Here is a 23,370-nt window from a genome sequence, read left to right as displayed (position 1 = left end):
TAAACCATGTTCCATACTGCGGCCATCATAATCTCTGGAGGTGGTATGGAACATTCATTATCTCGTGAGCGGCGAGGGCTGCCCGGCCTGCCGGTGCTGCTGTTGGGCGGGTTCGTCACGGTGTTCGATCTGTTCGTGGTCAACGTGGCGGCGCCGGTGATCCAGCGGCAGTTCGCCGCCGATTTCGCCGGGATCGGTTTGATCGTCGCCGGTTATGAGTTGGCGTTTGGGGTGCTGTTGATCGCCGGTGGGCGTCTGGGCGATCGCTTCGGGCGTCGGCGCTTGTTCAGCCTCGGCATGCTGGGATTCACGCTGAGCTCCCTGTTGTGCGGGCTGGCGGGATCGCTCGGCCTGCTGATCGCCGCGCGTATTCTGCAGGGGGCGACGGCGGCGCTGTTGTTCCCGCAAATTTACGCCTTGATGCGGGTCCTGTACGCGCCGCAACAGCGGCGGCGCGCCTTCGCTTGGCTGGGCATGACGCTGGGATTGGCGGCGATCTTCGGCCAGATCCTCGGCGGATTTATCATCGAGGCTAACCTGTTCGGCAGCGGCTGGCGCATGATCTTTTTGATCAATTTGCCGATCGGCGCACTGGCGCTGTGGGCGGCGCGGCGCATTCCCGAATCGCGCGTGGCGCAGGCGCAGCGGCTGGACGGCGTTGGCCTGTGGCTGGTGGCGACCGGCCTGTCGCTGTTGTTGCTGCCGTTGCTGGAGGGGCCGGCGCGCGGCTGGCCGTGGTGGATAGCGCCGATGTTGGCGTTAGCGATGCTGACGCTGTGGGGCTTTCTGCGTTGGGAGCGCCGTCTGGCGCAGCGCGGTGATGATGCGGTGCTCGATCCGGCGCTGTTCCGCCAGGCGGGTTTCGCGCCGGGTATGGCGGTGGTGCTGGCGATTTATGCCACCGCTTCCTCGTTTTTCTTGTGTTTCGCGCTGCTGCTGCAGGCGGGGGCGGGGCTGACGCCTTTTCAGGCGGGCAGCCTGTTCGCCCCGGCCAGCGCGGCCTTCATGCTGGCCTCGATGTTGGCGCCCCGGTTAGCGCTGCGTTGGAGCAATGGCGTACTGAGCGTGGGCGTGGCGATTTACGCAGCCGGGTTGGCGCTATTGATGGCGCAGGCGCTGTGGGGTGAGGCGCTGGCGCACCCTCTGCGGCTGCTGCCGGGGTTAGTGGTGCTGGGGTTCGGTCAGGCGCTGAGCATGACGCCGCTGCTGAATCTGGTGCTCGGTTTGGCGCCGGAGCGGCAGGCGGGCATGGCGGCGGGTCTGGTTGCCACCGTGCAGCAGGTGGGGGGCGCGCTGGGCATCGTGGTCAGCGGCGTCGCTTTTGTGCCGCTGTTGGCGAGCGGCGGCGCAGCGGAGCGCTATGCCCAGGCCTTTGCCGGCGCCATGGTATTTAATCTGTTGGCGATGGGCATCGCCCTGCTGTTGTTAAACCGGATCACTCAAAATACTCAGAAAGCGGATCTTAAGTAGGCCGCCGGCGGGTGCTTTACTGTTGTCATCATAAGAGAGCGATAAGGAGCCACACTGATGTTTCAACCCGCCACATTTCGCGAAGACAATCTGGATGCCCAACTGGCGCTGGTGCGGGCCCACCCGTTGGGGCTATTGGTCAGCCACGGCGAGCAGGGATTGACGGCCGATCCGCTGCCGTTTCTGGCCGATGTCGAACAGGGGCAGATCCGGCTGCGGGCGCACCTGTCGCGCGCCAACGCGCACTGGCGACGGCTGCAGCACGCGGCGGAATGCCTGGTGATTTTTCAGGGCGTGGAGGGCTATGTGTCCCCCGGCTGGTACCCGAGCAAGCGCCAGACCGGCAAAGTGGTGCCGACCTGGAACTACAGCATGGTGCAGCTGTATGGCGTGCCGACGGTGACGGACGATCCGGCCTGGCTGCGCCGCCAGCTGATCGACCTGACGGCACAACAGGAAGGGCGCCGCCCGGCGCCCTGGCGGCTCGACGACGCGCCGGCCAACTATATCGCCGCACAGCTTAAAGGCATCGTCGGTATCGAGATCGCCGTTACCCGGCGCGAAGGCAAATGGAAAATGAGCCAGAACCGCAGCGCCGACGATGCCGGCGGGGTGATCGCCGGGCTGCGCGAGGGCGATGACGCGCAGCGGCGACTGGCGGCGGAGGTTGAGCGGCGGCGCGGATAGGGTATGCTAACCGAAGAGTGAGCTGAGGGAACCTTCGGATGGATTACACCAAAATTATCAAAGAAATAGGCCGCGGCAAAAATCATGCGCGCGACCTGGACCGGCAGACCGCCTTTGAGCTGTATCAGGCGATGCTGGCCGGGGAGGTCCCCGAGCTGGAGCTGGGCGGCATTCTGATCGCGCTGCGCATCAAGGGCGAAGCCGAAGAGGAGATGCTGGGCTTCTATCAGGCGATGCAGCAGCAGGTCTTGCCGCTGCAGGCGCCGCAGGGGCGGCCACTGCCGGTGGTGCTGCCGAGCTACAACGGCGCGCGCAAGCAGGCCAACCTGACGCCGCTGCTGGCGCTGCTGCTCGCGAAAGTGGGCCTGCCGGTGGTGGTGCACGGCATCCTGGACGACAGCACCCGTGTGACCAGCGCCGAGATTTTCCGTGCCCTGGGGCTGCCGTGGTCGGAACAGGCCGCTCATGCCCAGCAGCGCCTCGATAACGGCGAGGCGGTATTCATGCCGGTTTCCGCGCTGTCGGCGCCGTTGGCGCGGCAGCTCGGATTGCGTTGGCGCATGGGGGTGCGCAACAGCGCCCATACGCTGGCCAAGCTGGCGACGCCGTTCGGCGAACAGGATGCGCTGCGCCTCGCCAGCGTCTCTCACCCGGAGTATGTTGGCCGGGTGGCGTCGTTTTTCCGCCAAATCGGCGCCCGCGGGCTGCTGATGCACGGCACCGAAGGTGAAGCCTACGCCAACCCGCTGCGCTGCCCGCAAATTCACCACATCGTCGGCGGCGAACAGCACGTATTGCTGGAGCGCACCTTGCAGGATGAAACGCCGGCATTGCCGGCGGCGAAAGACGCGGAAACCACCGCACGCTGGACCGAGCGCTGCCTGGCGGGCGAGGTGGCGATCCCGCAGGCCATCCAGCGGCAGGTCGCCTGTTGTCTGGTGGCCGCCGGCGAGAGCGAGACGCTCGAGCAGGGGCTGCAGCGGCTGCGTCAGGCCTAAGCGCGACTATACTGGGATATTTCCTCATCGGCTGAGAAGGACGGTTATGCAACAGGCTCTCGATTACTTCAATCAATTGAACCAGGATTACCTCGACGTTCACCGCGCCAAAGAAGAGCTGTTCTGGCAAAACTACATGGGCACCGGCGATGAAGGCGTGTCGGCGCGCTTTTCCGCCGCGGAAAGCGCCTATAAGCGCTTTATCGCCGAACCGCGCCGGCTGGCCGAGATCCGCAATCTGCTGGCCGGATTGGAAACGCTGCCGCAGGAGGCGCAGCGCGATGCGCTGATCCACGGCCTGCAAGGCTGGCTGCGTTTCTTCGACTGTAACGCCATTGAAGATCCGCAGGCGCAGGCGCTGTTGGATCAGATCATTCACGCCGAGTCCGATCTCTACTCGCGCCGCAAGGGCTATCAGGTCACACATCTGAACGCCGACGGCCAGCGGGTGGCGGCCTCGCTCGGCGAGCTGCTGACCAACCAGGCGACCAACCCGAACGAAGACTACCGCCGCAGTTCGCAGCAGGCGCTGCGCGACCTGGAGCAATGGCTGCTGCATAACGGCCTGCCGGAGCTGATCGGCCTGCGCAACCGCTTTGCGCGCCAGATGGGCTATCGCAACTATTTCGACTACAAGGTGAACAAAACCGAGCGCATGACGCCGGAGCAGCTGTTCGCCATTCTGGATCGTTTCGAGCGGGAAACCCGCGAGGCCAACGCGCGCAGCCTGCAACAGCTGGCGGCCGACAAGGGCGGCCAGGCGCTGGAGCCGTGGAACGTCCGCTTCGCCAGCGCTGGCGACGTCACCCGTCAACTGGATCCTTACTTCCCGTTTTCTCGTTCGCTGGAACGCTGGGTCGACAGCTTCAAACGCCTGCACATCGGCTTTGGCGGCGCCGAGATGAACCTCGATCTGCTGGTGCGCAAAGGCAAGTATGAGAACGGCTTTATGCACGGCCCGGTGCCGCCGTTTGTGCGCCAGGGGGAATGGGTGCCGGCGCGCATCAACTTCACCAGCCTGGCGCAGCCGGGGCAGGTGGGCAGCGGCGCTTACGGGCTCAACACCCTGTTCCACGAGGGCGGCCACGCGGCGCACTTCGCCAACATTCGCCAGAATGCGCCGTGCTTCTCGCAGGAGTTCCCACCGACCTCGATGGCCTATGCCGAAACCCAGTCGATGTTCTGCGACAGCCTGCTGGACGACGCCGACTGGCTGAAACGCTATGCGAAAAACGCCGCCGGCGAAGCGGTGCCTGATGCGCTGATCGAGGCCGGCATCGCGGCGCGCCAGCCGATGCGTGCGTTCAACGAACGCCACATCCTGCTGGTGCCGTACTTCGAGTGGGCGCTGTACCAGTGGGATGACGAGCAGCGCACGCCGGAAGCCATTACCGCGCTGGCGCGCGAGGTCGAGCAAAAGATCCTCGGCATCAGCGGCAGCCCGCGTCCGACGTTGGCGATCCCGCACCTGCTGTCGCTAGAATCCGCCTGTTCCTACCAGGGCTATCTGCTGGCGATGATGGCGGTAGAGCAAACCCGTCACTTCTTCCTGCAGCGCGACGGTTACCTGACGGACAACCCGGCCATTGGCCCGGATCTGGCGCAACACTACTGGTTGCCGGGCAACAGCGTCAGCCATGACGACACGCTGCGCAGCCTGACCGGCGAAGGGTTTAATCCTGACTATCTGGCGCAGGCCTGCAACCAGACGGTGGCACAGGCGTGGCATGAGGCGCAGCAGACGATGGCCGCCGCAGCCAAGCGCCCGCAGCCGCCGGCAGATTTCGATTTGCAGGCGCACATCCGGGTGGTGGATGGCGAGACGGTATTGGCGGACAACGCCGAGGGTGACGAGCGGATGTGCCGCGACTTCGCTGCGGCGATAGAGGCGCGCTTGCCTTAAGGCTGACAATAAAATCCACGCCGCGGCGTGGATTTTATTTAATGATAAAAACCGGGCGTTATTTTATTCGAAATAGACGTCGGGATTATCGGCCAGAGACACGAAGCTCTTGGTGTTTCTATCCAGCGTGCGAATTTCGCCGCTTTCGATGTCGTATACCCAGCCGTGTAGGCGCAGCCCACTGTTGCGCAGACCCACCGCCACAGAAGGGTGGGTTTTGATATTATTTAGCTGGGCTATGACGTTTTCTTCCACCATAGCGTTCACTTTGTCTGTTTCGCTATCCCAGGTTTTCTTCTCGACCACCGCTTTGGCCGCATCCGCGTAGTGCAGCCAGTGGGCAACGGCAGGCATGGGATCGAGGCACTGACAGGATGCGATAGCCTTCATGGCGCCACAGTTCGAGTGGCCACAAATCACGATATCAGTCACGCCCAGCGCCACCACCGCGTATTCGATAGTCGCAGAAACCCCACCCGGCTCCGGGCCAAAGGAAGGGACGATGTTACCGGCGTTACGGATAACGAAAAGCTGCCCAGGTTCTTGCTGCGTCACCAGCTCGGGCACCAGACGGCTGTCAGAACAGGAGATGAAAAGCGCTTTAGGATTTTGGCTGGAGGCCAGGCTGCGAAAGAGTTCCTTACGCTGCGGGAAAATCTCTTTCTGGAAACTGAGGAAACCTTCAATGATATGTTGCATACAACGCTCTCTGCATCTGTAGTCTGCGTAACATGATAATCATCCTCTCCCGTTAGTCCAGCAATGGGGTGGTAAAAAAATGTGTGCTTAACTGCCTGCAAACCCCATTAAATAAAGGGTTTCTGCCTGTTGGCGACGGTATTTTCCGGGTCGTTGACGCGTGGGTTGCTGACAAAGTGGACGATAGGAAAATTGCTGTCGTACCCATTCAGCGCTGACGTACGCGAACATAAAAAAAGCCCGCCGGGATGATATCCGGCGGGCTTTTTGACGTCTGGGGCGGCGATTATTTGTAGATAACCGCGGTGGCATGCATCAGGTTATTGCCGCTGGTAGAGGTGATGGTGAAAGCCTTGGCGCCTGCGGCATCGGCTTTGGCGGCCAGCTGAGAGGTCAGGCTGCTCAGGTCGGTTGCGCCGCTGGCGACGATCACGCCGGCTTTTTCGAATTGGGCGGCATCCTGGGCGCTGACGTGTTCAGCGGCAAAAGTGGTGAAAGAAACGGTGGCCAGAGCAATAGCAGCAGCAAAAGTTTTGATAGTTTTCATGTTCGTCATTCCTGTCAAAGTGAATTAGGGAGAAAGGGTTTGCCTTTCGATGGGCAGATTATTGCGCAGTGACAGGCGGGATGAAATCGGAGAGTGTTGATAGTTTTATTCAGAATTTTTGATTGTTAATTGCCCCGTTTATCTTCTGCATAAACGGGGGAAACGATCAGCGTGACGGGCGCGTCAGATCGAAACGGTGCTGTTCGGAAATGCCGTAGTAGGCGGTCGGGCCGCCGGCGCGCAGGATAGGTTCGGCGGCGGCGGTCTGGTAGACGCCGTGTTCATCCAGCAGCGCCGGATCGAGATGCACCGCCACCACCTCGCCCAACACCAGCCAGGTCTCCACCTGTTCCCCGGCGGCGGTTTGCAGTTGGATGCATTGGGTCAGCCGGCATTCGAAGTTCACCGGGCTTTCGGCCACACGCTCGGCTTTGACCCGGCGCCCGGGCAGCGGCGTGACGCCGGCGAAGGCGAATTCGTCCTCACCGCGCGGCAGGGTGATGGAACTGTTGTTCATCGCTTCCGCCAACGGGCGCGTCGCCAGGTTCCAAACGAACTCGCCGGTTTCCACGATATTCGCCACGCTGTCTTTCCAGCCGGTGCTGGCGAAACCGATGATCGGTGGGCGGTAGTTGAAGCAGTTGAAAAAGCTGTAGGGCGCCAGATTACGCAAGCCAGCGGCGCTGCGGGAAGAGATCCAGCCGATGGGGCGCGGGCCGACGATGGCGTTCAGCGGATCGTGCGGCAGGCCGTGGCCGGCGGCGGGTTCATAATAGTAATGAGATTCACGGCTCATGGGGGCCCCTGTGGCAATCGATGAAGCTTTCATTGTGCCGGGTTTCCCGCCGCTGCGCCATTGCGGGCCGGATGTGTTATCTTACGCGCCGGAAATCCCTTCAAGAGAGCCCGTCACGGTGGAAAAAAAGAAAACCTTCCCGCAGCAGAAAAGCGGCCTGCATCCGCGCAACCGTCATCGTTCGCGCTACGACTTCCCGGCGCTGATCGCCAGCTGCCCGGCGCTGGCACCGTTCGTAAAACCGAACGCCTGGGGCGATGTTTCGGTGGACTTCGCCGATCCGGCGGCGGTGAAAATGCTCAACCGTGCGTTGCTGCAACACTTTTACGGCATCGAGCACTGGGATATTCCGGCGGACTACCTGTGCCCGCCGATCCCCGGCCGTGCCGACTATCTGCACCACCTGGCGGATCTGCTGGCGACCAGCAACGGCGGCGAGATCCCGCGTGGCAAGGGCGTGGCGATCCTCGACGTCGGCGTCGGCGCCAACTGCATCTACCCGATCGTCGGCCTGCGCGAATACGGCTGGCGTTTCACCGGGTCTGAAATCGATCCGGTGTCGCTCAACGCGGCCAAGATGATCGTTGAGATGAACCCGACGCTGCGCAATAGCGTGCGTCTGCGGCTGCAAAAACAGCCTGAGCTGATTTTTAGCGGCATCATCGGCGCGGCCGAGAAATTCGACGCCACCCTGTGCAACCCGCCGTTCCACGCGTCCGAGCAGGAAGCGCGCGCCAGCACCCGCCGCAAGCTGCATAAATTGGGCAAAGGGGAAGTGGCCGACAAGCCGGTGCAAAACTTCGGCGGCAAGAACAACGAGCTGTGGTGCGAAGGCGGCGAAGAAGCCTTTGTGCGCAAGATGGTGGAAGAGAGCGTCAGCAAGGCCAACAACTGCCTGTGGTTCACTTCGCTCATCTCGAAAAACACCACGCTGCCGGCCATCTACCATGCGCTGAAAGTGGCGGGGGCGGCCGAGGTACGCACCATCGAGATGGCGCAAGGGCAGAAGATCAGCCGCTTCGTCGCCTGGACCTTCCACGACGCCGAGCAACAGGCCGCCTGGGCAGCCGAACGCTGGCGTTAATCTTCCCGGCGCCGGTTATCCTGCCGGCGCCGACAAAAATCCGCATTTTACCTTTCAATTTTCATCACTTACGTTATTCTCAATACAGTTTTCATAATAAAAATCTTAGGTTGTTGGTTTATTTAAATTCGAATAATTACTTTACTGAATAAATAAATTTAATCCGGTTAAGAGCAATAACCAGAAGGAGCGGCGCTGCCCGTTCCTTCCGCGATGGCACGTCTGCGTGTGGGCGCGGCATGTGGCCAGGAAAAATAAGAAAAGCGCCATCATCTGCCACAAGGACTACACCTTATGCTGTTACGATTCAGTCAGTTAACTACCCACAAAGGCGCCGAGCTGAGCGCGATAGAACACGCCGTTCCGATGATCGTATTTTCGCTCGACGGCACGGTCTTGCGCGCCAACGATCTTTTCCTCAGCACGCTGGGATTTCAACGCGATGACGTGATAGGTCAGCATCACCGTATTTTCTGCGATCCGAACTATGTCGCCAGCCCGTTATATCGCAAACATTGGGAGACGCTGAATAAAGGCCAACCCATCACGGACACCATAAAGCGCATCGCGAAAAACGGCGAGGCGGTGTGGCTGCAGGGCACCTATGCGCCGGTGCTGAATAACCAGGGTAAGGTGGTGGAAATCGTCAAGATCGCCAGCGAAGTGACCGAGCGAGTGACGCAGGCGCAGGAACACCGCAGCCTGCTGGCGGCGTTGAATCGCTCGATGGCGATGATTTCTTTCACGCCGCAGGGCACCATTGTCAGCGCCAACGACAATATGTTGGCGCTGATGGGCTATCGGCTGGAAGAGGCGTGTGGGCAGTCGCATGCGGTGCTGTGCCCGCCGGAGTTCGCCGCTTCCGACGATTATCGGCGGCATTGGCAGCGCCTGGCGCGCGGCGAGTTCATCACCGGGCGTTTTGAGCGCGTCAACCGGCGCGGTGAACGGGTATGGCTGGAGGCCAGCTATAACCCGATCCTCGACAACGACGGCCAGGTGGTGAAAGTGGTGAAGATCGCCCAGGACATCACCCGGCTGATGCAACAGCAGCAGCACGAAGAAGAGATGGTGCGCAACGCGCATCATCTGTCGCTCGATACCGATCGGCAGGCGGCGCAGGGCGCGATCATCGTGCAGCAGGCGGTGAAGGGCATGCAGCAGGTCGAAGCGGCGGCGCGCGAAACCTCAGACGTGGTCACCGAGCTCGGTAAGTGCTCTCAGCAGATCGGCACCATCGTCGAAGCCATTCGTAAAATCGCCTCCCAAACCAACCTGCTGGCGATTAACGCCTCCATCGAAGCCGCCCACGCCGGTGAGCACGGGCGCGGTTTTGCCGTGGTGGCCAACGAAGTGCGCACGCTGGCGGAGCAGTCGCGCAAGGCGGCGACCGAGATCGAACGCATGACCAAGTCTATCCAGCAGGGCGTGGCGGCGGCGATCGCCGGCATGGCGACCTGCGTGGAACAGGCTGGCGGCGGCGTGGCATTGACCCATGACGCCGGAGAAGTGATCAACCAGGTCAACATCGGCATGCACGACGTCGTGAAGCTGATGCAGGCGTTTACGTCGGTGAAGCAGGGCGACGCGCTGCACTGAGTGTGCCGGGCGCCGCTCCTAAAAGCGGGGCGGCGTTTGCCTCTTCCTACCGATTCCTGCGCCGTTGAGCTGCGGTTCAATTTTATCGGTCTATGCTAGACTTGAGAATGAACGAACGTTCGTTCATTTGTTGATGTCAATTTGTGGCGCCAGGCGCCCCTTCACCGTTTCGGGAACTGACGATGGGAAATCGAGAAAAGATTGTCGAGGCCGCGCTGCACAGCTTTACCCATAAGGGATTTCACCAGACCAGCATGCGAGATATCGCGCAGGCAGCGGGCGTCAGCGTCGGCAACCTCTATAACCATTTTTCCGGCAAGGAGGCGTTGATCGGCGAAATTGCGCTGCTGGAAAACGGCATATTCGCCGAGTTCGCCGCCGGATTGCGGGCCGACAGAACGCGGCCGAAACAGGCGCTGTCGGCCTTTTTCACCGCCTATCACGCCTTTGTCGCCGAGCCGGCCAATGTGCAACTGTCGGCGGAGATCGTGGCGGAGGTGGCACGCAACCCGGCGTTGGCCGAGCCGTTCAGCGCCAACCAGCGGCAACTGATTGAGGCGCTGGCGACGACGATCGCCGAGGCTCAGCAAACCGGTGAGATCGCAGCGGCGATAGCGCCGTTACCGCTCGCGCAGCTGGTGCTGGACGTGATCGAAAGCCAGGCCTGGCGGCAGGCGATCTTTGCGTCGCCTGCGCCGGAGGAGACCGCGCCGGTGCGGCTGTTGGAGCAGCTGCTCTACCGCCAACCCTAGACGAGGTTGATATGTTGCATATTGATCCTTATCGCGACGCTGATCGCCTGCAAACGGCGGCGCTGATCTACGCCGCGTTCAGCGACAAGTTTCAGCGCGCGCGCCGTCTCAGCGCCCGCCTTCAGTGGCGTCTGTTCTATCGGCTGTGGAGTTGGCAGCAAAGCGGCAGCCGGGAGCGCAGCTTCGTGGTGAAGCAAGATGAACAGGTGGTGGCGGCCTTTGCGCTCAATGCGGCCGCTGGCGAGAACAACGTCGGGCTGCGTCCGCGCACCTTGCCGATTTGGCGGCTGTGCCGCCGCTATGGCTGGCTGAACGTTTGGCGCATGTATCTGCAAATTGCGGTGCTGCAGCACACTCCGGCGGCCGGTGAGCTGTATCTCTCTTACCTGGCGGTGGCCGAGAACCAGCGCGGTAAAGGGGTGGGCAGGCGGCTGCTGCAGTGGATGAACGACTACGCCGCCGAACAAGGCACAGGCCGGCGTCTGAGCCTGCACGTCAGCCGGCGCAACGTGGATGCGCAGCGTCTGTACCGGCGCTGCGGCTTTCAGGTGCGGCGCGAAGAGCATTACGCCTCGCTGGGCTTACTGTTCGGCCAGGCCGATTGGATATTGATGGAGAAACGCAACGGGGAGGCGACGTGCGCAAAATAGGGCTGTGCCTCGTGGCGCTGGTTTTGGCGGCGTTTGGCTGGGTGATTTACGTCAACGACTTTCGCTTTGTCACCGAACCGGTCGTGGTGACCGCCGGCGGCAACCGGTTGACCGGCACGCTGGTGTTGCCGCAGCATGCGCCGATCAAGCCCGGTATCGTGGTGTTCGTGCACGGCGATGGGCCGGCTAACGCCAGCCGCGACGAAGGCTATTACGGCATTTGGGAGGCGATGGCGCAGCAGGGCTATGCGGTTTTATCCTTCGATAAGCCGGGCGTTGGCGGCTCCGGCGGCAACTGGCTGCATCAGACCATGGCGGATCGCGCACGGGAAACCGCCGATATCATCGACTGGGCCCGGCGGGACGGGCGCTTCGATGCGCGCTGCGTGGGGCTCTGGGGCACCAGCCAGGCGGGGTGGGTGATGCCGGAGGTGGCGCGTTTGCGCCCCGACATCGCCTTCACGCTGGCGTTGGCGCCGGCGATCAACTGGCTGCGGCAAGGGCGTTATAACACCCGGGCAGCGATGGTGGCGGCAGGGGACAATGAAGCGTCGATCGCCGCGCGCGAGGCGCACTGGCGCCACATTCAAACGCTGCTCGAACAACCGGACGGCTACGCGCAGTACCGCCGTGAGTATGGCGCCACCGCCGCATTGAGCGCCGACCGCTGGCGCTTTATTCGCGCCAACATGGCCAGCGATGCGACGGCGGGATTACGAAATTTCAACACGCCGGTACACCTGATACTGGGCGGGCGTGACGTCAACGTGGACACGGACGAAACCGAGCGCGTTTATCGGCAAACGGTCCCGGCCTCGCTGTTGACGGTGACGCGCATCGACGAAGCCGACCACGTGATGATCAAACCGCTGTTCGCGCGCCATCCGTGGCTGATCAACGTGGTGGGCCTGTTTGCGCCGCGCTCGGTGCAATACGATGCCTACCGACAGGACGTGGCGGCCTTCCTGGCCGCTCAGCCCTGCGGGCGCGGGCGCTAACCTCAGATCGCCGCGGGCGGCGCCTGTTCTTCGTGCGGCTGCGGCGCGCGGGAGATCTGCATAGCCTGTTGCGGCATGCCGATACCGGCCCGATCGAAATGGATTTTCACCAGCCGGTCGAGGGCGTATTGCACCACCCACTGTTTCAGCGCCTGCGTGCGCACCGTCACGCGGGTGGTGAACGAGCGATCGCCCAGCGCCACCACGCCGTTGAAGACCGGCTCGCCAATCAGGAAATGCTTCACCTGTTCATCCTGCTTCAGCGCCTCGATGGCCTGATGCAGCACCTCATTGACCCGATCGATGTCCTCGTCGCGGCTGACGGTGTAGTTGGCGCGATACACCCCGAACTCACGCGCATAGTTGGCCAGCGTGGTGATCGAAGAGTACGGCACGATGTGATAGACGCCGTAGTCGTCGCGCAGGCCGATCGAGCGGATGGTCATGCGCTCCACGGTGCCGGTGATGCCGCTGACGGTGACATATTCGCCGGTGTTCATGCCGTTTTCAAACTGGATGAACACGCCGGTGATCACGTCTTTCACCAGCGTCTGGGCACCGAAGCTGATGGCCAGCCCCAGCGCGCCGGCGCCCGCCAGCAGCGGCGCGATGTTCAGCCCGACCTGCGACAGTACGATCATCACGGTGATGGTGCTGATAACGATAGCCAGCACGTTGCGAAACAGCGTCAGCAACGTGCGTTCACGCGCGCTCGGCCGCACGCCGTTGCTCAGTTCCAGCGCCAGGCGGTGTTCGATGATGCTGGCCATCAGCGTCCAACTGAAGACGGCGATCAGCAGGATCAGCAGGATATGCACCAGCCCGCCGAGCGTCCGCTGGCCATTTTCGCTGCCCGCCCACTGGTACAGGTTGATCAGGTGCCAGGCGTCGAGCAGAAACAGTGTCACCGCCAGCACCACCATCACCCGCAGTATCTTCAACCCGTTGGGGATGTAGGAGTTGATGCGCCGCTCGAGCATCGGATAGCGCAGATTGACGTCGGTCGGCAGCGAAATGCGGCGGAAAATCCAGCGGGTCAGCATGCCGGACAGCAGAGCGCCGACGCCGACCACCAGCAGGCTTTTTACCGTGGCGCTCATCATAAAGCGCAGGCTGTTGCCGATGTCGAACTGGGACAGCACGAACAGCACCAGAAAATAGGCGATCGCCAGCAGGTGCCAGACATGCCCCAGCCCGCGCAGGATCACGCTGAAAAACGCCATCGACCGTTCGGCCAGCAGGTTGATCTGTTGCTGTATCGGTTTGCGGTTGTGCAGGATCAGCCAAATGGCGTACAGCGTCAGCGCCAGCATCACCACCAGATTGACGGCGGCGGCGGCCGAATAGCTGATCTGCACCGCCACCACCGGCACCATCACCATCAGGCCATAGCCGATCAGGCCGCTGAGCCAGGCGAGGCGGGTGTTCCAATAGCGCGCGCTCCGATCGCTGAAGGGGAACGGGCGCAGATAGTCGAAGCTGGGGGCGAAAATCAGCCGCAGCACCGCCTTGAAAAATTCAATTACCGCGAAGGCGCTGAGAAACAGGGTCTGCAGCCGCAGGATGGTGGCGCTGTCGGCGTGGACGTGGCGGGCAAACAGGTTGCCTGCCGCCAGCGCCAGCAGCAGCACCAGCAGATCGATGGCGAAAGCGCCGAGAATGGCGGCGGGGCGCTTATACCACGGGCCGCGCTGCAGTCTGGCGTTGTGCCCCCAACTGCCCATGCGCTTGTACAGCGGCGCGATCAGCCGGCGGATCAGGTGGAACAGCGCAAAGGTGACCGCCACCGTCAGCAGAAAGTAGCCCAGCGCGCGGAAAAAGCCGGCGGGATTGAAAACGCGCTTCGGGCCGGAGTCGATCAGCTTTTGCAGCGCGCCGAGCTTCTGGTTAAAGGTGCCGATGCCTTCCTGCGCCAGCGAGTTCAGGCTGTCGCTCAGCGTAGCGGGCGTCGATTCCTCCGGCGTTGCCGGCGCGGCGGCCGCAGCGTCGCCGGCGGTCTGTTTCAGGTGGTCGATGAGTTCCGCGCGCGCTTGGTCGTCTTGCAGCAGATCGGCTAGCGCGGCGTAGGCGGCTTTCTGCTGCTCGCTCTTGTCGGCGGGCGCAGGCGGCGCGTTTTGCGCCAGCGCCGGTGGTGCGAAGACGCTCAGGGTCAGCAACAGCAGCAGGAAAAGCAGGTGTTCTCGCAGATGAGAACCTCGTCGGGAGTATGCGTTTGGCGGCATTGTTCCTCTCTTTGGCGTTCTGTGATCGGCGGATGTCAGAGCAATACGATGAAAACAATGAATATAGTAGGAAAGGAAACGCGATGGGGCGTGGGAACGCGTGCGGAATGAAAGCGGCGGGCGCGTGGCGCGCCCGCCGTTAAACCGCCAGGATCAGGAAACGTGCTGCAGGAACTCCTGCAGACGCGGGCTTGGCGGATGGTTGATCAGGTCGTGCGGGTTGCCGTCTTCGGCAATCCGGCCCTTATCGATAAAGATCAGGCGCGACGCCACTTTTTCGGCAAAGCCGACTTCGTGGGTGACGATGACCATCGTCATGCCTTCCTCGGCCAGATCCTGCATCACCTTCAGCACTTCGTGGCGCAGCTCCGGATCGAGCGCAGAGGTCGGCTCGTCGAACAGCATCATTTTCGGCTTCACCGCCAGCGCGCGCGCAATGGCCACGCGCTGCTGCTGGCCGCCCGACAGTTCGGACGGGTAGTGGTGGGCGCGCTCCGCCAAACCGACCTTAGCCAGCAGCTCGCGCGCCAGCTTTTCCGCATCGGACTTCTTCGCGCCGCGCACGCGGATCGGGCCAAAGGCGACGTTTTCCAGCGCCGTCAGGTGCGGGAATAGGTAGAACTGCTGGAATACCATGCCGGCTTCCTGGCGGATCAACCGATCGTCCACTTTCGGATCGTTGGCTTTTAGGCCATCGACGATCAGATCGCCGCTGGTCACCTCTTCCAGCTTGTTGATGCAGCGCAGCAGGGTGGATTTGCCAGAGCCGGATGGCCCGATGATCACCACCACTTCGCCTTTGTCGATCTTCAAATCGATGTTGTGCAGCACCTGGGTTTGGCCAAAATGCTTGGAGACGTTTTTAAATTCAATCACAGGATTTTCATCCTTCTTTCCAGACGACGCAGCACGAAGCTCAGCACCAGGGTAATAATCAGGTAGATAACCGCCACGGCGCTCCAGATTTCCAGCGCGCGGAAGTTACCGGCAATAATTTCCTGACCCTGACGGGTCAGCTCCGCCACGCCGATCACGATGAACAGCGAGGTGTCTTTGATGCTGATGATCCACTGGTTGCCCAGCGGCGGCAGCATGCGACGCAGCGCCAGCGGCATAATGACGTAGCGGATGGTTTCGCGGCGCGACAGGCCGAGCGCCAGGCCGGCTTCGCGGAAACCGTTATGAATCGACAGCACCGCGCCGCGGGTGATTTCCGCGATGTAAGCGCCGGAGTTGATCATGATGGTCACCACTGCCGCGGTGAACGGATCGATACGCAAGTCGCTAAATGCCATCGGCAGGGCGAAGTAGATGAACATCACCTGCACCACGATCGGCGTGCCGCGGATCACTTCGATAAACACCAACGCGATGTGGTTGGCGATCCATCCGCCGTAGGTGCGGGCAAAGCCGGCGACGAGGCCGATGATCAGGCCGCCAATCAGACCGAGGACCGAAATCCACAGGGTCATTTTGGCGCCCTCTAACAAGATAGGAATGGCGGGCCAGATGGCGCTCCAGTCGAACTGCATGATATTTCTCCCGGTGATCCCAAACGTGGGTATCAGATACAACGAAGCGCAGGGGGTTAAGCGACCCCCTGTGCTTAAGTTAATAGCTTGCCAAATTCACAGCTTACTTAGGTTCGGTACCGAACCACTTCTTGTAGATTTCGTTATAGGTGCCGTTCTCGCGCAGGGTTTTCAGCGCGCCGTTCACCTTCTCGCGCAGCTCGTCGCTGCCTTTAGGGAAGGCGATGCCATACTGCTGCGCTTCCAGCGAATCGCCGACGGTTTTGAACTTGCCGGCGCCGGCCGTCTTGATGAAGTATAGGATGTTTGGCGTGTCGTGCAGCACCGCATCGGCGCGCTTGGTGCCCAGCTCCATGTAGGCGTTGTCGATGTTAGGGAACTGACGCAGATCCTTGGTTTTGATGTGCTGCTTGGCGTAATCCACCGAACCGGTGCCGCTCTTCACCGCCACCACTTTACCATTTAGATCGTCGATGCTTTTCACGCTGTTGTTGTCGGCGTTGACCATTACCAGCAGGCCGCTCTTGTAGTAGCCGTCGGAGAAGTCGATAGCTTTCTTGCGCTCATCGGTGATGGTGATGCCGGCCAGCGCCAGATCGACGTTTTTGGTCTGCAGCGCCGGAATGATGCCGCCGAAGTCCATCGGTTTCAGGGTGTAGTCCAGCTTCAGTTCTTTGGCGACAGCCGCCCACAGATCGATGTCGAAGCCGACGTATTTGTCGCCTTGTTTGAACTCAAAAGGAACGAAAGCGGTGTCGGTGGCAACCACCAGTTTGTCTGCTGCGTGGGAACTTACGGCAAAGGCCAGAGAGAGTGCGGCCAGGGAGACTTTAAAAATCGACTTCATGAGAGGAATTCCTGTACAGGTTGCGGATTACCCATTTTTTATATTGCAGTTGGTGCCATGAAAAAATCGTGCCATGTTTTCAACTACTATAAAAACAAAGAGTTACTTCGTGATGTTGTGCCGAAAAGGCGAATTGTTATGGTTGTGCACCACAATGAGGCACCGAAATGGTGCGTAAGAATTATCTTGGTGCACGGGGCTATCATTAACCAAATTTTGGCTGTGAAACAACCGTTCTTTAACGTTTTTGCTTCAATATTGATAACTAACTCTAACTTTCATGATGCACCGACGGTGCAAGCGGGGGCCGCGAGAGGAGAAAAAGGGGAGCAGATAATGCTAACGCAACTGGCTGTCTTTGCTGCCGCGCCGGTTGTACAGGCTATTGGCCGCGTGTTTTTTGTCTTGTTCTGCCTGGCAGGCGAGACAAAAACGCACGCCTGTTAACGCCTTGCGGCGCGCCTCGGGGATCGGTTCTCCGCATTCCTGGCAATAGCGTTCGCTCTCGCCATGCCCGAGCGCATCACGCGCACGCTGCACCGCATCGTCGACGGTGGAGTCAATCTGATCTTGTACGGCGCCGTCTGCCGCCCAGCCGCTGGCCATCATCACCTCCTAACAAGGGAACCCTACGGTTTAATATGGGCCGTTTTTTGCACAATTCAACGACCGCGCAAAAGAAAACAGGCCGGGCGAAGCCCAGCCTGTTCTGCCCGGCACGACGGGCGGTCTGCAACGCGTTGCGGCGTTATTCGATATTAGATTCGATGAACCACAGGAACTTGTCCAGATCGCGCGATGCGGCGGTGAACATGTCGGCGGTGTCTTCATCTTCCACTTCAGTAATGGCCTTACGGATGTCATTCGCCACCGCGCCGTAGCGATCGGCCAGCGCTTTCAGGTGTTCTTGCACGCTGTGGATATTGGTCGGATAGCTTTTCAGCGGCGTCTGATCGTTAACGACCTGTACGGTGCCCAGCGCCACGCCGCCCAGTTGCACTACGCGCTCGGCGAAGGTGTCCTGATGCTCGATGATGGCGGTACGGAAGCCGTCCAGCATTTCATGAACCGCGATGAAGTTCGCGCCGCGCATGTTCCAGTGCGCCTGTTTGGTGATCAACGAAAGATCGATAAATTGCACGACCTGATGGTTCAGCGCCTTGATGGCGGCCAGTTTGACTTTTTCGTCCAGATCGTTACGGGTATACAGCAGATCAGAAGATTTCGTTTTCACCAGTTTAGCGGTACTCATATCAGATATCCTCTTGATTAGTCGTTGTCCTATTTCGTTACGGGATCAATTATAGCAGGGGTATTTATTTTTGCCGTACGAAAATGGCTATTGCACAAATAGGCTTGGTCTAATGTCAATATTTTAATTTGGTTTGTGTTTCTATGTAATGCAATGAATTTAATTGCTATTTTTATTTTTTTGTTATTGTTTTGGTTAGTGACGATTTATCCCTGTTATCTTATTTTCTGCGGATAGGCTGATTCGACTAAATATCCATATTGTTATCGTGCTGTTAATTGTAAGCCTATTCAGATTGATAGCCGTAATTGATGCGGTTAAAGTAAGGGAATTATCCCAGTTTTTATTGGCGAGTGATGAAAATTAACGTCGTCGGCACCAGCGGCAGCGGTAAAAGCACCCTGGCGCGTCAATTGGCGGAACGGCTTGACGTTCCCTATATCGAGATGGACAGCCTGTATTGGCGGCCCGAGTGGCAGGGTACGCCCGATGACGCGTTCCTGGCGCGGTTAGAGCAGACGCTGGCCGAAGCGGGAGGAGGCTGGGTGCTGGACGGCAACTACAGCCGCACGCAACCGATTAAGTGGCGCGAAGTCGATTATATCCTGTGGTTGGACTACGGCTTCTGCCGCACGCTGTGGCAGGCCGTGCGCCGGGCGTGCCGACGCGCGGCCAGCAAACGTGAGCTGTGGCCGGGCACCGGCAATCGTGAAAGTTTCCGCCGTTCTTTCTTCAGCCGTGAGTCGATCGTGCTCTGGACGATCCGCACTTACTCGAAGAACCGGCGAAAATACCTGGCGGAGATGGCCCGTACCGATGTAGGGCGCCATTTCAAGCGCTTGCGCTCTCCCCGCCAGGCCGCCGATTTTCTACGGGCGCTGCCGCAGGGTCACAGCAGCAGGCGGTGATGGATCCTCACCACCGCTTTCTTAATGTGCTGCGGGCGCTGCCATAGGCAGCCGGTCTTGTGCGGTTCCATCTGGAAAAAGATCGCGAACATACCGTGCGTCATGTGCAGCGTTTGCGGGTGGCGTTTGATGTCCAGCAGCAGCAGATCGCTATTTTCCGCGTGGGGGTATTCACGATGCCCGTTGCCCGCCAGGCCGTATTCGATTCGTTCTTCACCGGTGATCAGCAGATGCAGCGCGATGTATTCCTGATGCATTTCGGCGCGCTTTTCCGCCGCCGGCGCGGTGGTCAGCGTCATCACGTCCATAAAGATGTTGTCGCCGTCGATCGGGTGATGCCCCAGCGCCAGTTCGGGCAGGTCGCATCGGCGCAACTCGGTCAGGGTTGAAACCAGCGCCGGCGCGAGTCCGCGGCCGAAGCGTGGGTTGAACAGGCTGTTGTGAATCACTGTTATTCTCCATGTGAGCGAAAGTCCAAAGAGCCTGCGATACAGGCTAAGGGGAAGTATGCCGACTTGTCACGAGGAAAACAGTTAACCCGCCTGCATTCCGACGTTGCGGTCTGCAGGCGGGTCGGGCGATCAGGAAAGGCTTTCGAGGCGAGGTTTGGGGCGAATGGTGAGGGCGGAGCCCATGGAGGCGGCGATGATCGCCGCCAGCGCCAGCCATTGCACGCCGCTCAGGTGTTCGCCGAGGAACAGCATGCCGGATAACGCCGCCATCGCCGGTTCCAGGCTCATCAAGGTGCCGAAGGTGCGCGCCGGAATTTTGGGCAGCGCGATGATCTCCAGCGAATAAGGCAGCGCGGTGGAGAGGATGGCTACCGCCAGGGCTATCGGCAGAATCTCAACGTTGAACAGCACGCTGCCGGTTTGCCAGGCGCCGATCGGGCAGAACACCAACGCGGCGATCAGCGAGCCGAGCGCCACCGTGCCGGGGCCGTGATCGCCACCGGCCTTCTGGCCGAAGATGATATAGACCGCCCAGCAGGCGCCGGCGCCGAGCGCGCAGGCGGCACCGAAAGGATCGATCCCGCCCACGCCGTGGCCGAGCGGCAGCAGGAACCATAGCCCGGCGATCGCCAATGCCACCCAGAGGAAGTCAATCGGCCGCCGCGAGGAGAACATGGCCACCGCCAGCGGGCCGGTAAACTCCAGCGCCACGGCGATGCCGAGCGGCACGGTGCGCAGCGACAGGTAGAACAGGTAGTTCATCGCGCCGAGCGACAGGCCGTAAATCAGCAGCGGCAAGCGGCTGCAGGCGGCGATGCGCATACGCCATGGGCGGAAGATAATGAACAGAATCAGGGTGCCGATGAAAAGACGCAGCGTCGTAATGCCTTCCGCACCCACGATCGGGAACAGGCTTTTGGCCAACGAGGCACCGCTCTGGATAGACACCATGGCGATGATTAACAGACAGATAGGCAGCAGCGCGGAGGGCGCTCTGCCGGAAGTAGATAACGACATCCTTAACGGGCCTTTTTTGCGCCGTTCCTCAGCCTTGAGAAAACGGTCGAAACGGGGATGCGAGCAGTGTAAATGAAATGGCGAAAATCTGTCTGAGAAAAGCGCGTATCGCGGTGAAATCCGCCGATCCTCGGATGAGATAAGGTGAATTTGGTCAAAAAGTGCGCTTTTTCTTAAGAATTATCTGGATATTAAATTGGTGATTTTTGTCACAGAAAGCCGTAGAATATGGCCGAAAATAGAGCGAAAAGAAGCAGATACACTGTTCTTGAAATCTTCTGTTACACGATATAAAGCATTAGACACTCATTTCAAGGCAGAGTTTCACGCTAATTTTTGTTATATTTTCAAAGCATGAACAAATGGATGTACTTAATAATAAAACGCGTTTGAGGTGGTTATGAAAAAAATTGCATGTCTTTCCGCAGTAGCAGCTTGCGTATTAGCAGTTAGCGCAGGTACCGCATTCGCTGGTCAGAGCACCGTATCCGCTGGCTATGCGCAGGGTGATTTCCAAGGCGTTGCTAACAAAGCCGACGGTTTCAACCTGAAATACCGTTACGAGTTCGACAACAACCCACTGGGCGTAATCGGTTCCTTTACCCACCTGGAAAAGGACGGTTCTCAGGACGGTTTCTACAACAAAGCTCAGTACAACTCTATCTCTGCCGGTCCAGCATACCGCATCAATGACTGGGCGAGCATCTACGGTCTGGTTGGTCTGGGTTACGGTAAATTCACTACCAACGCTCAGAACGGTACTTCTCGTCACGATACCGCTGACTACGGCTTCACCTACGGTGCCGGTCTGCAGTTCAACCCAATCGAGAACGTTGCCCTGGATGTCGGTTACGAGCAGAACCGCATTCGTAGCGTTGACGTTGGCACCTGGAACGTTGGCGTAGGCTACCGCTTCTAAGTGTGTTCGTGCCTGAGGGCATGAACCTGCGACAGCTTTTGTCGCACCGATAAAAAATCCGCCTCCGGGCGGATTTTTTTTATCTGTTATCGGCTGCCGCGCCCCGTCGGCTGTGTCGAAAAGCGCGCGCTGCGGGCATCGCGTTCATAGCCTTGCGGTTCGGTCAACAACCCGTACAGCTCGGGGCGGCGTCCGTAAATCCAGCGGCGGCCGGTGCTGAGCGGGATCAGCGTCAGATCGAGATCGGCGCTGACCAGCCGGTCTTCCGCCGCCCAGGTCTCCGCTACGATGCGGCCGTAAGGATCGAGGATCATCGCGTTGCCGGTGCGTATTTCATCGTCATCTCGGCCCACGCCGTTGCTGAACAGCAAGAACAGCCCGTTGTCGTGAGCGCGCGACGGCAGCCAGCGCATCAGCCAGCCGCGGCCGTGTTCGCCGCGAAAGGCGGCTTCTATCGCCTGCGGATCTTCCACCCGCCGCTGCCACAGCGCCTGCGGGATCGGCTTCATGCCGTGCGGGCTGCGCGAATGGGTGCCGCCGGTCTGGTGCGGGGCGATCAGCACGTCCGCGCCCAGCAGCGCCGTTGCGCGCACATTCTCCACCAGATTGTTGTCCCAGCAGATCAATACGCCCACGCGTACGCCCCAGGGGGTATCGAACACCGTATAGCGGTCGCCGCTGGCGATAGCCGGGTGCTCGAAGGCGTGCAGTTTGCGGTGCACATGCAGTTCGCCGTCCGGCAGACAAACGGCATAGGCGTTGTAACACCGGCCATCATCGCCCAGCTCGATCAGCCCGACGCCAATCGCCATGTTGTAACGCTCAGCCAGCGGGCGAATGCGCGCCAGCGAGGGGCTGCTCACGATCGGCTCCGCCAGCGCCCGCACTTCGGCGTCGGACAGATGGCGCACGTGCCAATAGCCGGTGACGCACATTTCCGGGAAGGCCAGCAGCTGTACCTGCTGCTCGGCCGCCTGAGCGATAAAGCGCTCCATGGTCGACAGGTTGTAATTTTTATCGTTGGCGCGATGCTGGAATTGCACCGTGGCGGCGCGTAATGAGATGGTCATGGTGTCTCTCCGGTTAGGGTCTGCGTTGATTACATCAGGCGAATTGATTACTGTATAATCAATTAAATTCCCTATTCGATAACTTAATGGAATGGATATAAAACAACTGCGCGCCCTGGTGGCGCTGGCCGAGCAGGGCAACTATCGTCAGGCGGCGAGCCGGCTATGCATCAGCCAACCGGCGCTGAGCAAGCAAATTCAGGCGCTGGAAACCCAGCTCGGCGTTCGATTGTTCGAGCGTGGCCGACAGGGGGCGGTGCTCACCGCCAGCGGGCAGCGGCTCTACCCGGAGGCGCAGGTGCTGGTGGCGCAGTACCAGCAGTTTCAGCAGCGCGCTCGGCGGGTGGCGCTCGGGGAAGCGGGGCGGCTGTCGCTGGGATTTGGCCTTTCCAGTTTTCATCTGGCACCGCAGCTGGTGGCCGCCTTTCGCCAACGGTTCCCCGAGGTAGCGATCGGCCTGGAAGACTTGCCGTCCGAACGCCAGTATCAGCTGTTGCTGCAGGGAGAGTTGCAGGCGGGGTTCGTGCGCTTGCCGGTCAATACGCCGCTGTGCGGCGTCGCGTTGTTGAGCGATCGGTTGGTGCTGGCTGCGCCGGGTGCGCTGGCGCTACGTGCCGACGACCTGATGGCGCGTTTCAATCTGCTGCCGCTGTTGCAGTTGACGCCGAAACGCGGGCGCGGGCTGAGCGATCAGTCGCTGCGGTTTATCGCCGCTCACCGGTTGACGCCGAACGTGGTGCAGCAGGCCGGTGATATCCAAACGTTGTTGGCGCTGGTCGCCGCCGGCGTCGGTGTCGCGCTGCTGCCGCACAGCATCACGCATATCGCGCCGGCCGGCATCGACATTTTACCGCTGAGCGGCGAGGAGACGGAGTGGCAGGTCGGTATCGCCTGGGATCCGCAGCGCACCGACGCGCTGCGGGACAACTTCATTCAGACGGCGTTGGCGGTGCAACGCGCTTAGGCAT

General features: G+C 60.4%; 24 protein-coding genes. 12 read left to right on the top strand and 12 right to left on the bottom strand.

Annotated elements, in window-relative coordinates:
* The first annotated feature begins 45 nt into the window (after positions 1-45).
* The 4 genes from BVU99_RS20900 to BVU99_RS20885 are packed head-to-tail and all read left to right on the top strand — an operon-like array spanning position 46 to position 5,058.
* Positions 46-1,470 carry an MFS transporter gene (locus BVU99_RS20900; RefSeq protein ID WP_099816765.1) on the top strand — a complete coding sequence of 475 codons (1,425 nt, stop codon included), beginning with the start codon at positions 46-48 and terminating at the stop codon, positions 1,468-1,470.
* 57 nt (positions 1,471-1,527) lie between these two features.
* Positions 1,528-2,157 carry an FMN-binding negative transcriptional regulator gene (locus tag BVU99_RS20895; protein ID WP_043137069.1) on the top strand — a complete coding sequence of 210 codons (630 nt, stop codon included), beginning with the start codon at positions 1,528-1,530 and terminating at the stop codon, positions 2,155-2,157.
* Positions 2,158-2,195: 38 nt separating this feature from the next.
* The gene (ybiB, locus tag BVU99_RS20890; protein ID WP_025302074.1) at positions 2,196-3,155 is read left to right on the top strand and encodes a DNA-binding protein YbiB; all 960 of its coding nucleotides are present in this window, start codon (positions 2,196-2,198) and stop codon (positions 3,153-3,155) included.
* Between the two features lie 46 nt (positions 3,156-3,201).
* Positions 3,202-5,058 (top strand): M3 family metallopeptidase, encoded by a 1,857-nt coding sequence (locus BVU99_RS20885; protein ID WP_025302075.1) that lies wholly within the window; start codon positions 3,202-3,204, stop codon positions 5,056-5,058.
* A 63-nt stretch (positions 5,059-5,121) separates the two neighbouring features.
* Here BVU99_RS20885 and BVU99_RS20880 read toward each other — a convergent pair whose 3' ends face one another.
* From BVU99_RS20880 to BVU99_RS20870, 3 genes are all read right to left on the bottom strand, one after another.
* Positions 5,122-5,757, bottom strand: coding sequence for a carbonic anhydrase (locus BVU99_RS20880; RefSeq protein ID WP_025302076.1), 636 nt, complete (start codon positions 5,755-5,757; stop codon positions 5,122-5,124).
* 286 nt (positions 5,758-6,043) lie between these two features.
* Entirely contained in the window at positions 6,044-6,304 is a 261-nt protein-coding gene (locus BVU99_RS20875; protein WP_060432705.1) for a YdgH/BhsA/McbA-like domain containing protein, read from the bottom strand.
* A 166-nt stretch (positions 6,305-6,470) separates the two neighbouring features.
* Positions 6,471-7,100 carry a flavin reductase family protein gene (locus BVU99_RS20870; protein WP_099816766.1) on the bottom strand — a complete coding sequence of 210 codons (630 nt, stop codon included), beginning with the start codon at positions 7,098-7,100 and terminating at the stop codon, positions 6,471-6,473.
* A 118-nt stretch (positions 7,101-7,218) separates the two neighbouring features.
* On the opposite strand from BVU99_RS20870, the gene rlmF reads away from it, so the two are divergent.
* The 5 genes from rlmF (at position 7,219) to BVU99_RS20845 (ending at position 12,183) form a co-directional block, all read left to right on the top strand.
* A complete protein-coding gene (rlmF, locus tag BVU99_RS20865) occupies positions 7,219-8,184 on the top strand; it encodes a 23S rRNA (adenine(1618)-N(6))-methyltransferase RlmF (protein WP_167325058.1) in 966 nt (321 codons plus the stop codon).
* A 294-nt stretch (positions 8,185-8,478) separates the two neighbouring features.
* A complete protein-coding gene (locus BVU99_RS20860; protein WP_099816767.1) occupies positions 8,479-9,783 on the top strand; it encodes a PAS domain-containing methyl-accepting chemotaxis protein in 1,305 nt (434 codons plus the stop codon).
* Positions 9,784-9,965: 182 nt separating this feature from the next.
* Positions 9,966-10,535, top strand: a complete 570-nt coding sequence (locus BVU99_RS20855) for a TetR/AcrR family transcriptional regulator (RefSeq protein WP_025302081.1) — start codon at positions 9,966-9,968, stop codon at positions 10,533-10,535.
* Positions 10,536-10,546: 11 nt separating this feature from the next.
* Entirely contained in the window at positions 10,547-11,185 is a 639-nt protein-coding gene (locus BVU99_RS20850) for an N-acetyltransferase (RefSeq protein ID WP_025302082.1), read from the top strand.
* Positions 11,173-12,183: a CocE/NonD family hydrolase gene (locus BVU99_RS20845; RefSeq protein ID WP_099816768.1), complete on the top strand. Its 1,011-nt coding sequence runs from the start codon at positions 11,173-11,175 to the stop codon at positions 12,181-12,183. Before BVU99_RS20850 ends, BVU99_RS20845 begins: the two co-directional genes overlap by 13 nt.
* A 2-nt stretch (positions 12,184-12,185) precedes the next feature.
* Here BVU99_RS20845 and ybiO read toward each other — a convergent pair whose 3' ends face one another.
* The 6 genes from ybiO to dps all read right to left on the bottom strand — a co-directional run bounded on the left by ybiO (position 12,186) and on the right by dps (position 18,036).
* Positions 12,186-14,405 (bottom strand): mechanosensitive channel protein, encoded by a 2,220-nt coding sequence (gene ybiO / locus BVU99_RS20840; protein ID WP_099816769.1) that lies wholly within the window; start codon positions 14,403-14,405, stop codon positions 12,186-12,188.
* Between the two features lie 153 nt (positions 14,406-14,558).
* The gene (gene glnQ, locus BVU99_RS20835) at positions 14,559-15,281 is read right to left on the bottom strand and encodes a glutamine ABC transporter ATP-binding protein GlnQ (protein ID WP_004939230.1); all 723 of its coding nucleotides are present in this window, start codon (positions 15,279-15,281) and stop codon (positions 14,559-14,561) included.
* Complete coding sequence (gene glnP, locus BVU99_RS20830; RefSeq protein ID WP_019454487.1) at positions 15,278-15,937, bottom strand: glutamine ABC transporter permease GlnP; 660 nt, start codon at positions 15,935-15,937, stop codon at positions 15,278-15,280. Before glnP ends, glnQ begins: the two co-directional genes overlap by 4 nt.
* Positions 15,938-16,040: 103 nt before the next feature.
* Positions 16,041-16,784, bottom strand: a complete 744-nt coding sequence (gene glnH, locus BVU99_RS20825; RefSeq protein WP_004939223.1) for a glutamine ABC transporter substrate-binding protein GlnH — start codon at positions 16,782-16,784, stop codon at positions 16,041-16,043.
* A 339-nt stretch (positions 16,785-17,123) separates the two neighbouring features.
* Positions 17,124-17,390, bottom strand: coding sequence for a DksA/TraR family C4-type zinc finger protein (locus tag BVU99_RS20820; RefSeq protein ID WP_049208895.1), 267 nt, complete (start codon positions 17,388-17,390; stop codon positions 17,124-17,126).
* A gap of 142 nt (positions 17,391-17,532) precedes the next feature.
* Positions 17,533-18,036: a DNA starvation/stationary phase protection protein Dps gene (gene dps, locus BVU99_RS20815; protein WP_025302086.1), complete on the bottom strand. Its 504-nt coding sequence runs from the start codon at positions 18,034-18,036 to the stop codon at positions 17,533-17,535.
* A gap of 356 nt (positions 18,037-18,392) precedes the next feature.
* Here dps and BVU99_RS20810 point away from each other — a divergent pair, with 356 nt between their 5' ends.
* Positions 18,393-18,944, top strand: a complete 552-nt coding sequence (locus BVU99_RS20810) for a shikimate kinase (RefSeq protein WP_025302087.1) — start codon at positions 18,393-18,395, stop codon at positions 18,942-18,944.
* Here the strand turns inward: BVU99_RS20810 and nanQ are convergent.
* Both nanQ and rhtA read right to left on the bottom strand, forming a co-directional pair.
* Positions 18,926-19,393: an N-acetylneuraminate anomerase gene (gene nanQ / locus BVU99_RS20805; protein ID WP_099816770.1), complete on the bottom strand. Its 468-nt coding sequence runs from the start codon at positions 19,391-19,393 to the stop codon at positions 18,926-18,928. The genes BVU99_RS20810 and nanQ overlap by 19 nt on opposite strands.
* A gap of 132 nt (positions 19,394-19,525) precedes the next feature.
* Entirely contained in the window at positions 19,526-20,413 is an 888-nt protein-coding gene (gene rhtA / locus BVU99_RS20800; RefSeq protein WP_099816771.1) for a threonine/homoserine exporter RhtA, read from the bottom strand.
* A 400-nt stretch (positions 20,414-20,813) separates the two neighbouring features.
* Between rhtA and ompX the strand changes: the two genes are divergently transcribed.
* A complete protein-coding gene (gene ompX / locus BVU99_RS20795; RefSeq protein ID WP_019454480.1) occupies positions 20,814-21,332 on the top strand; it encodes an outer membrane protein OmpX in 519 nt (172 codons plus the stop codon).
* 86 nt (positions 21,333-21,418) lie between these two features.
* On the opposite strand, the gene BVU99_RS20790 is transcribed toward ompX, so the two are convergent.
* Positions 21,419-22,402 (bottom strand): nitrilase family protein, encoded by a 984-nt coding sequence (locus tag BVU99_RS20790; protein WP_025302090.1) that lies wholly within the window; start codon positions 22,400-22,402, stop codon positions 21,419-21,421.
* A gap of 91 nt (positions 22,403-22,493) precedes the next feature.
* Between BVU99_RS20790 and BVU99_RS20785 the strand changes: the two genes are divergently transcribed.
* Positions 22,494-23,366, top strand: a complete 873-nt coding sequence (locus BVU99_RS20785) for a LysR family transcriptional regulator (RefSeq protein ID WP_099816772.1) — start codon at positions 22,494-22,496, stop codon at positions 23,364-23,366.
* The last annotated feature ends 4 nt before the right edge of the window (positions 23,367-23,370 follow it).

The organism is Serratia sp. OLAL2 (assembly GCF_002752475.1).
Taxonomy (GTDB): domain Bacteria; phylum Pseudomonadota; class Gammaproteobacteria; order Enterobacterales; family Enterobacteriaceae; genus Serratia; species Serratia bockelmannii.
This window is presented reverse-complemented; position numbering and strand designations above follow the sequence as displayed.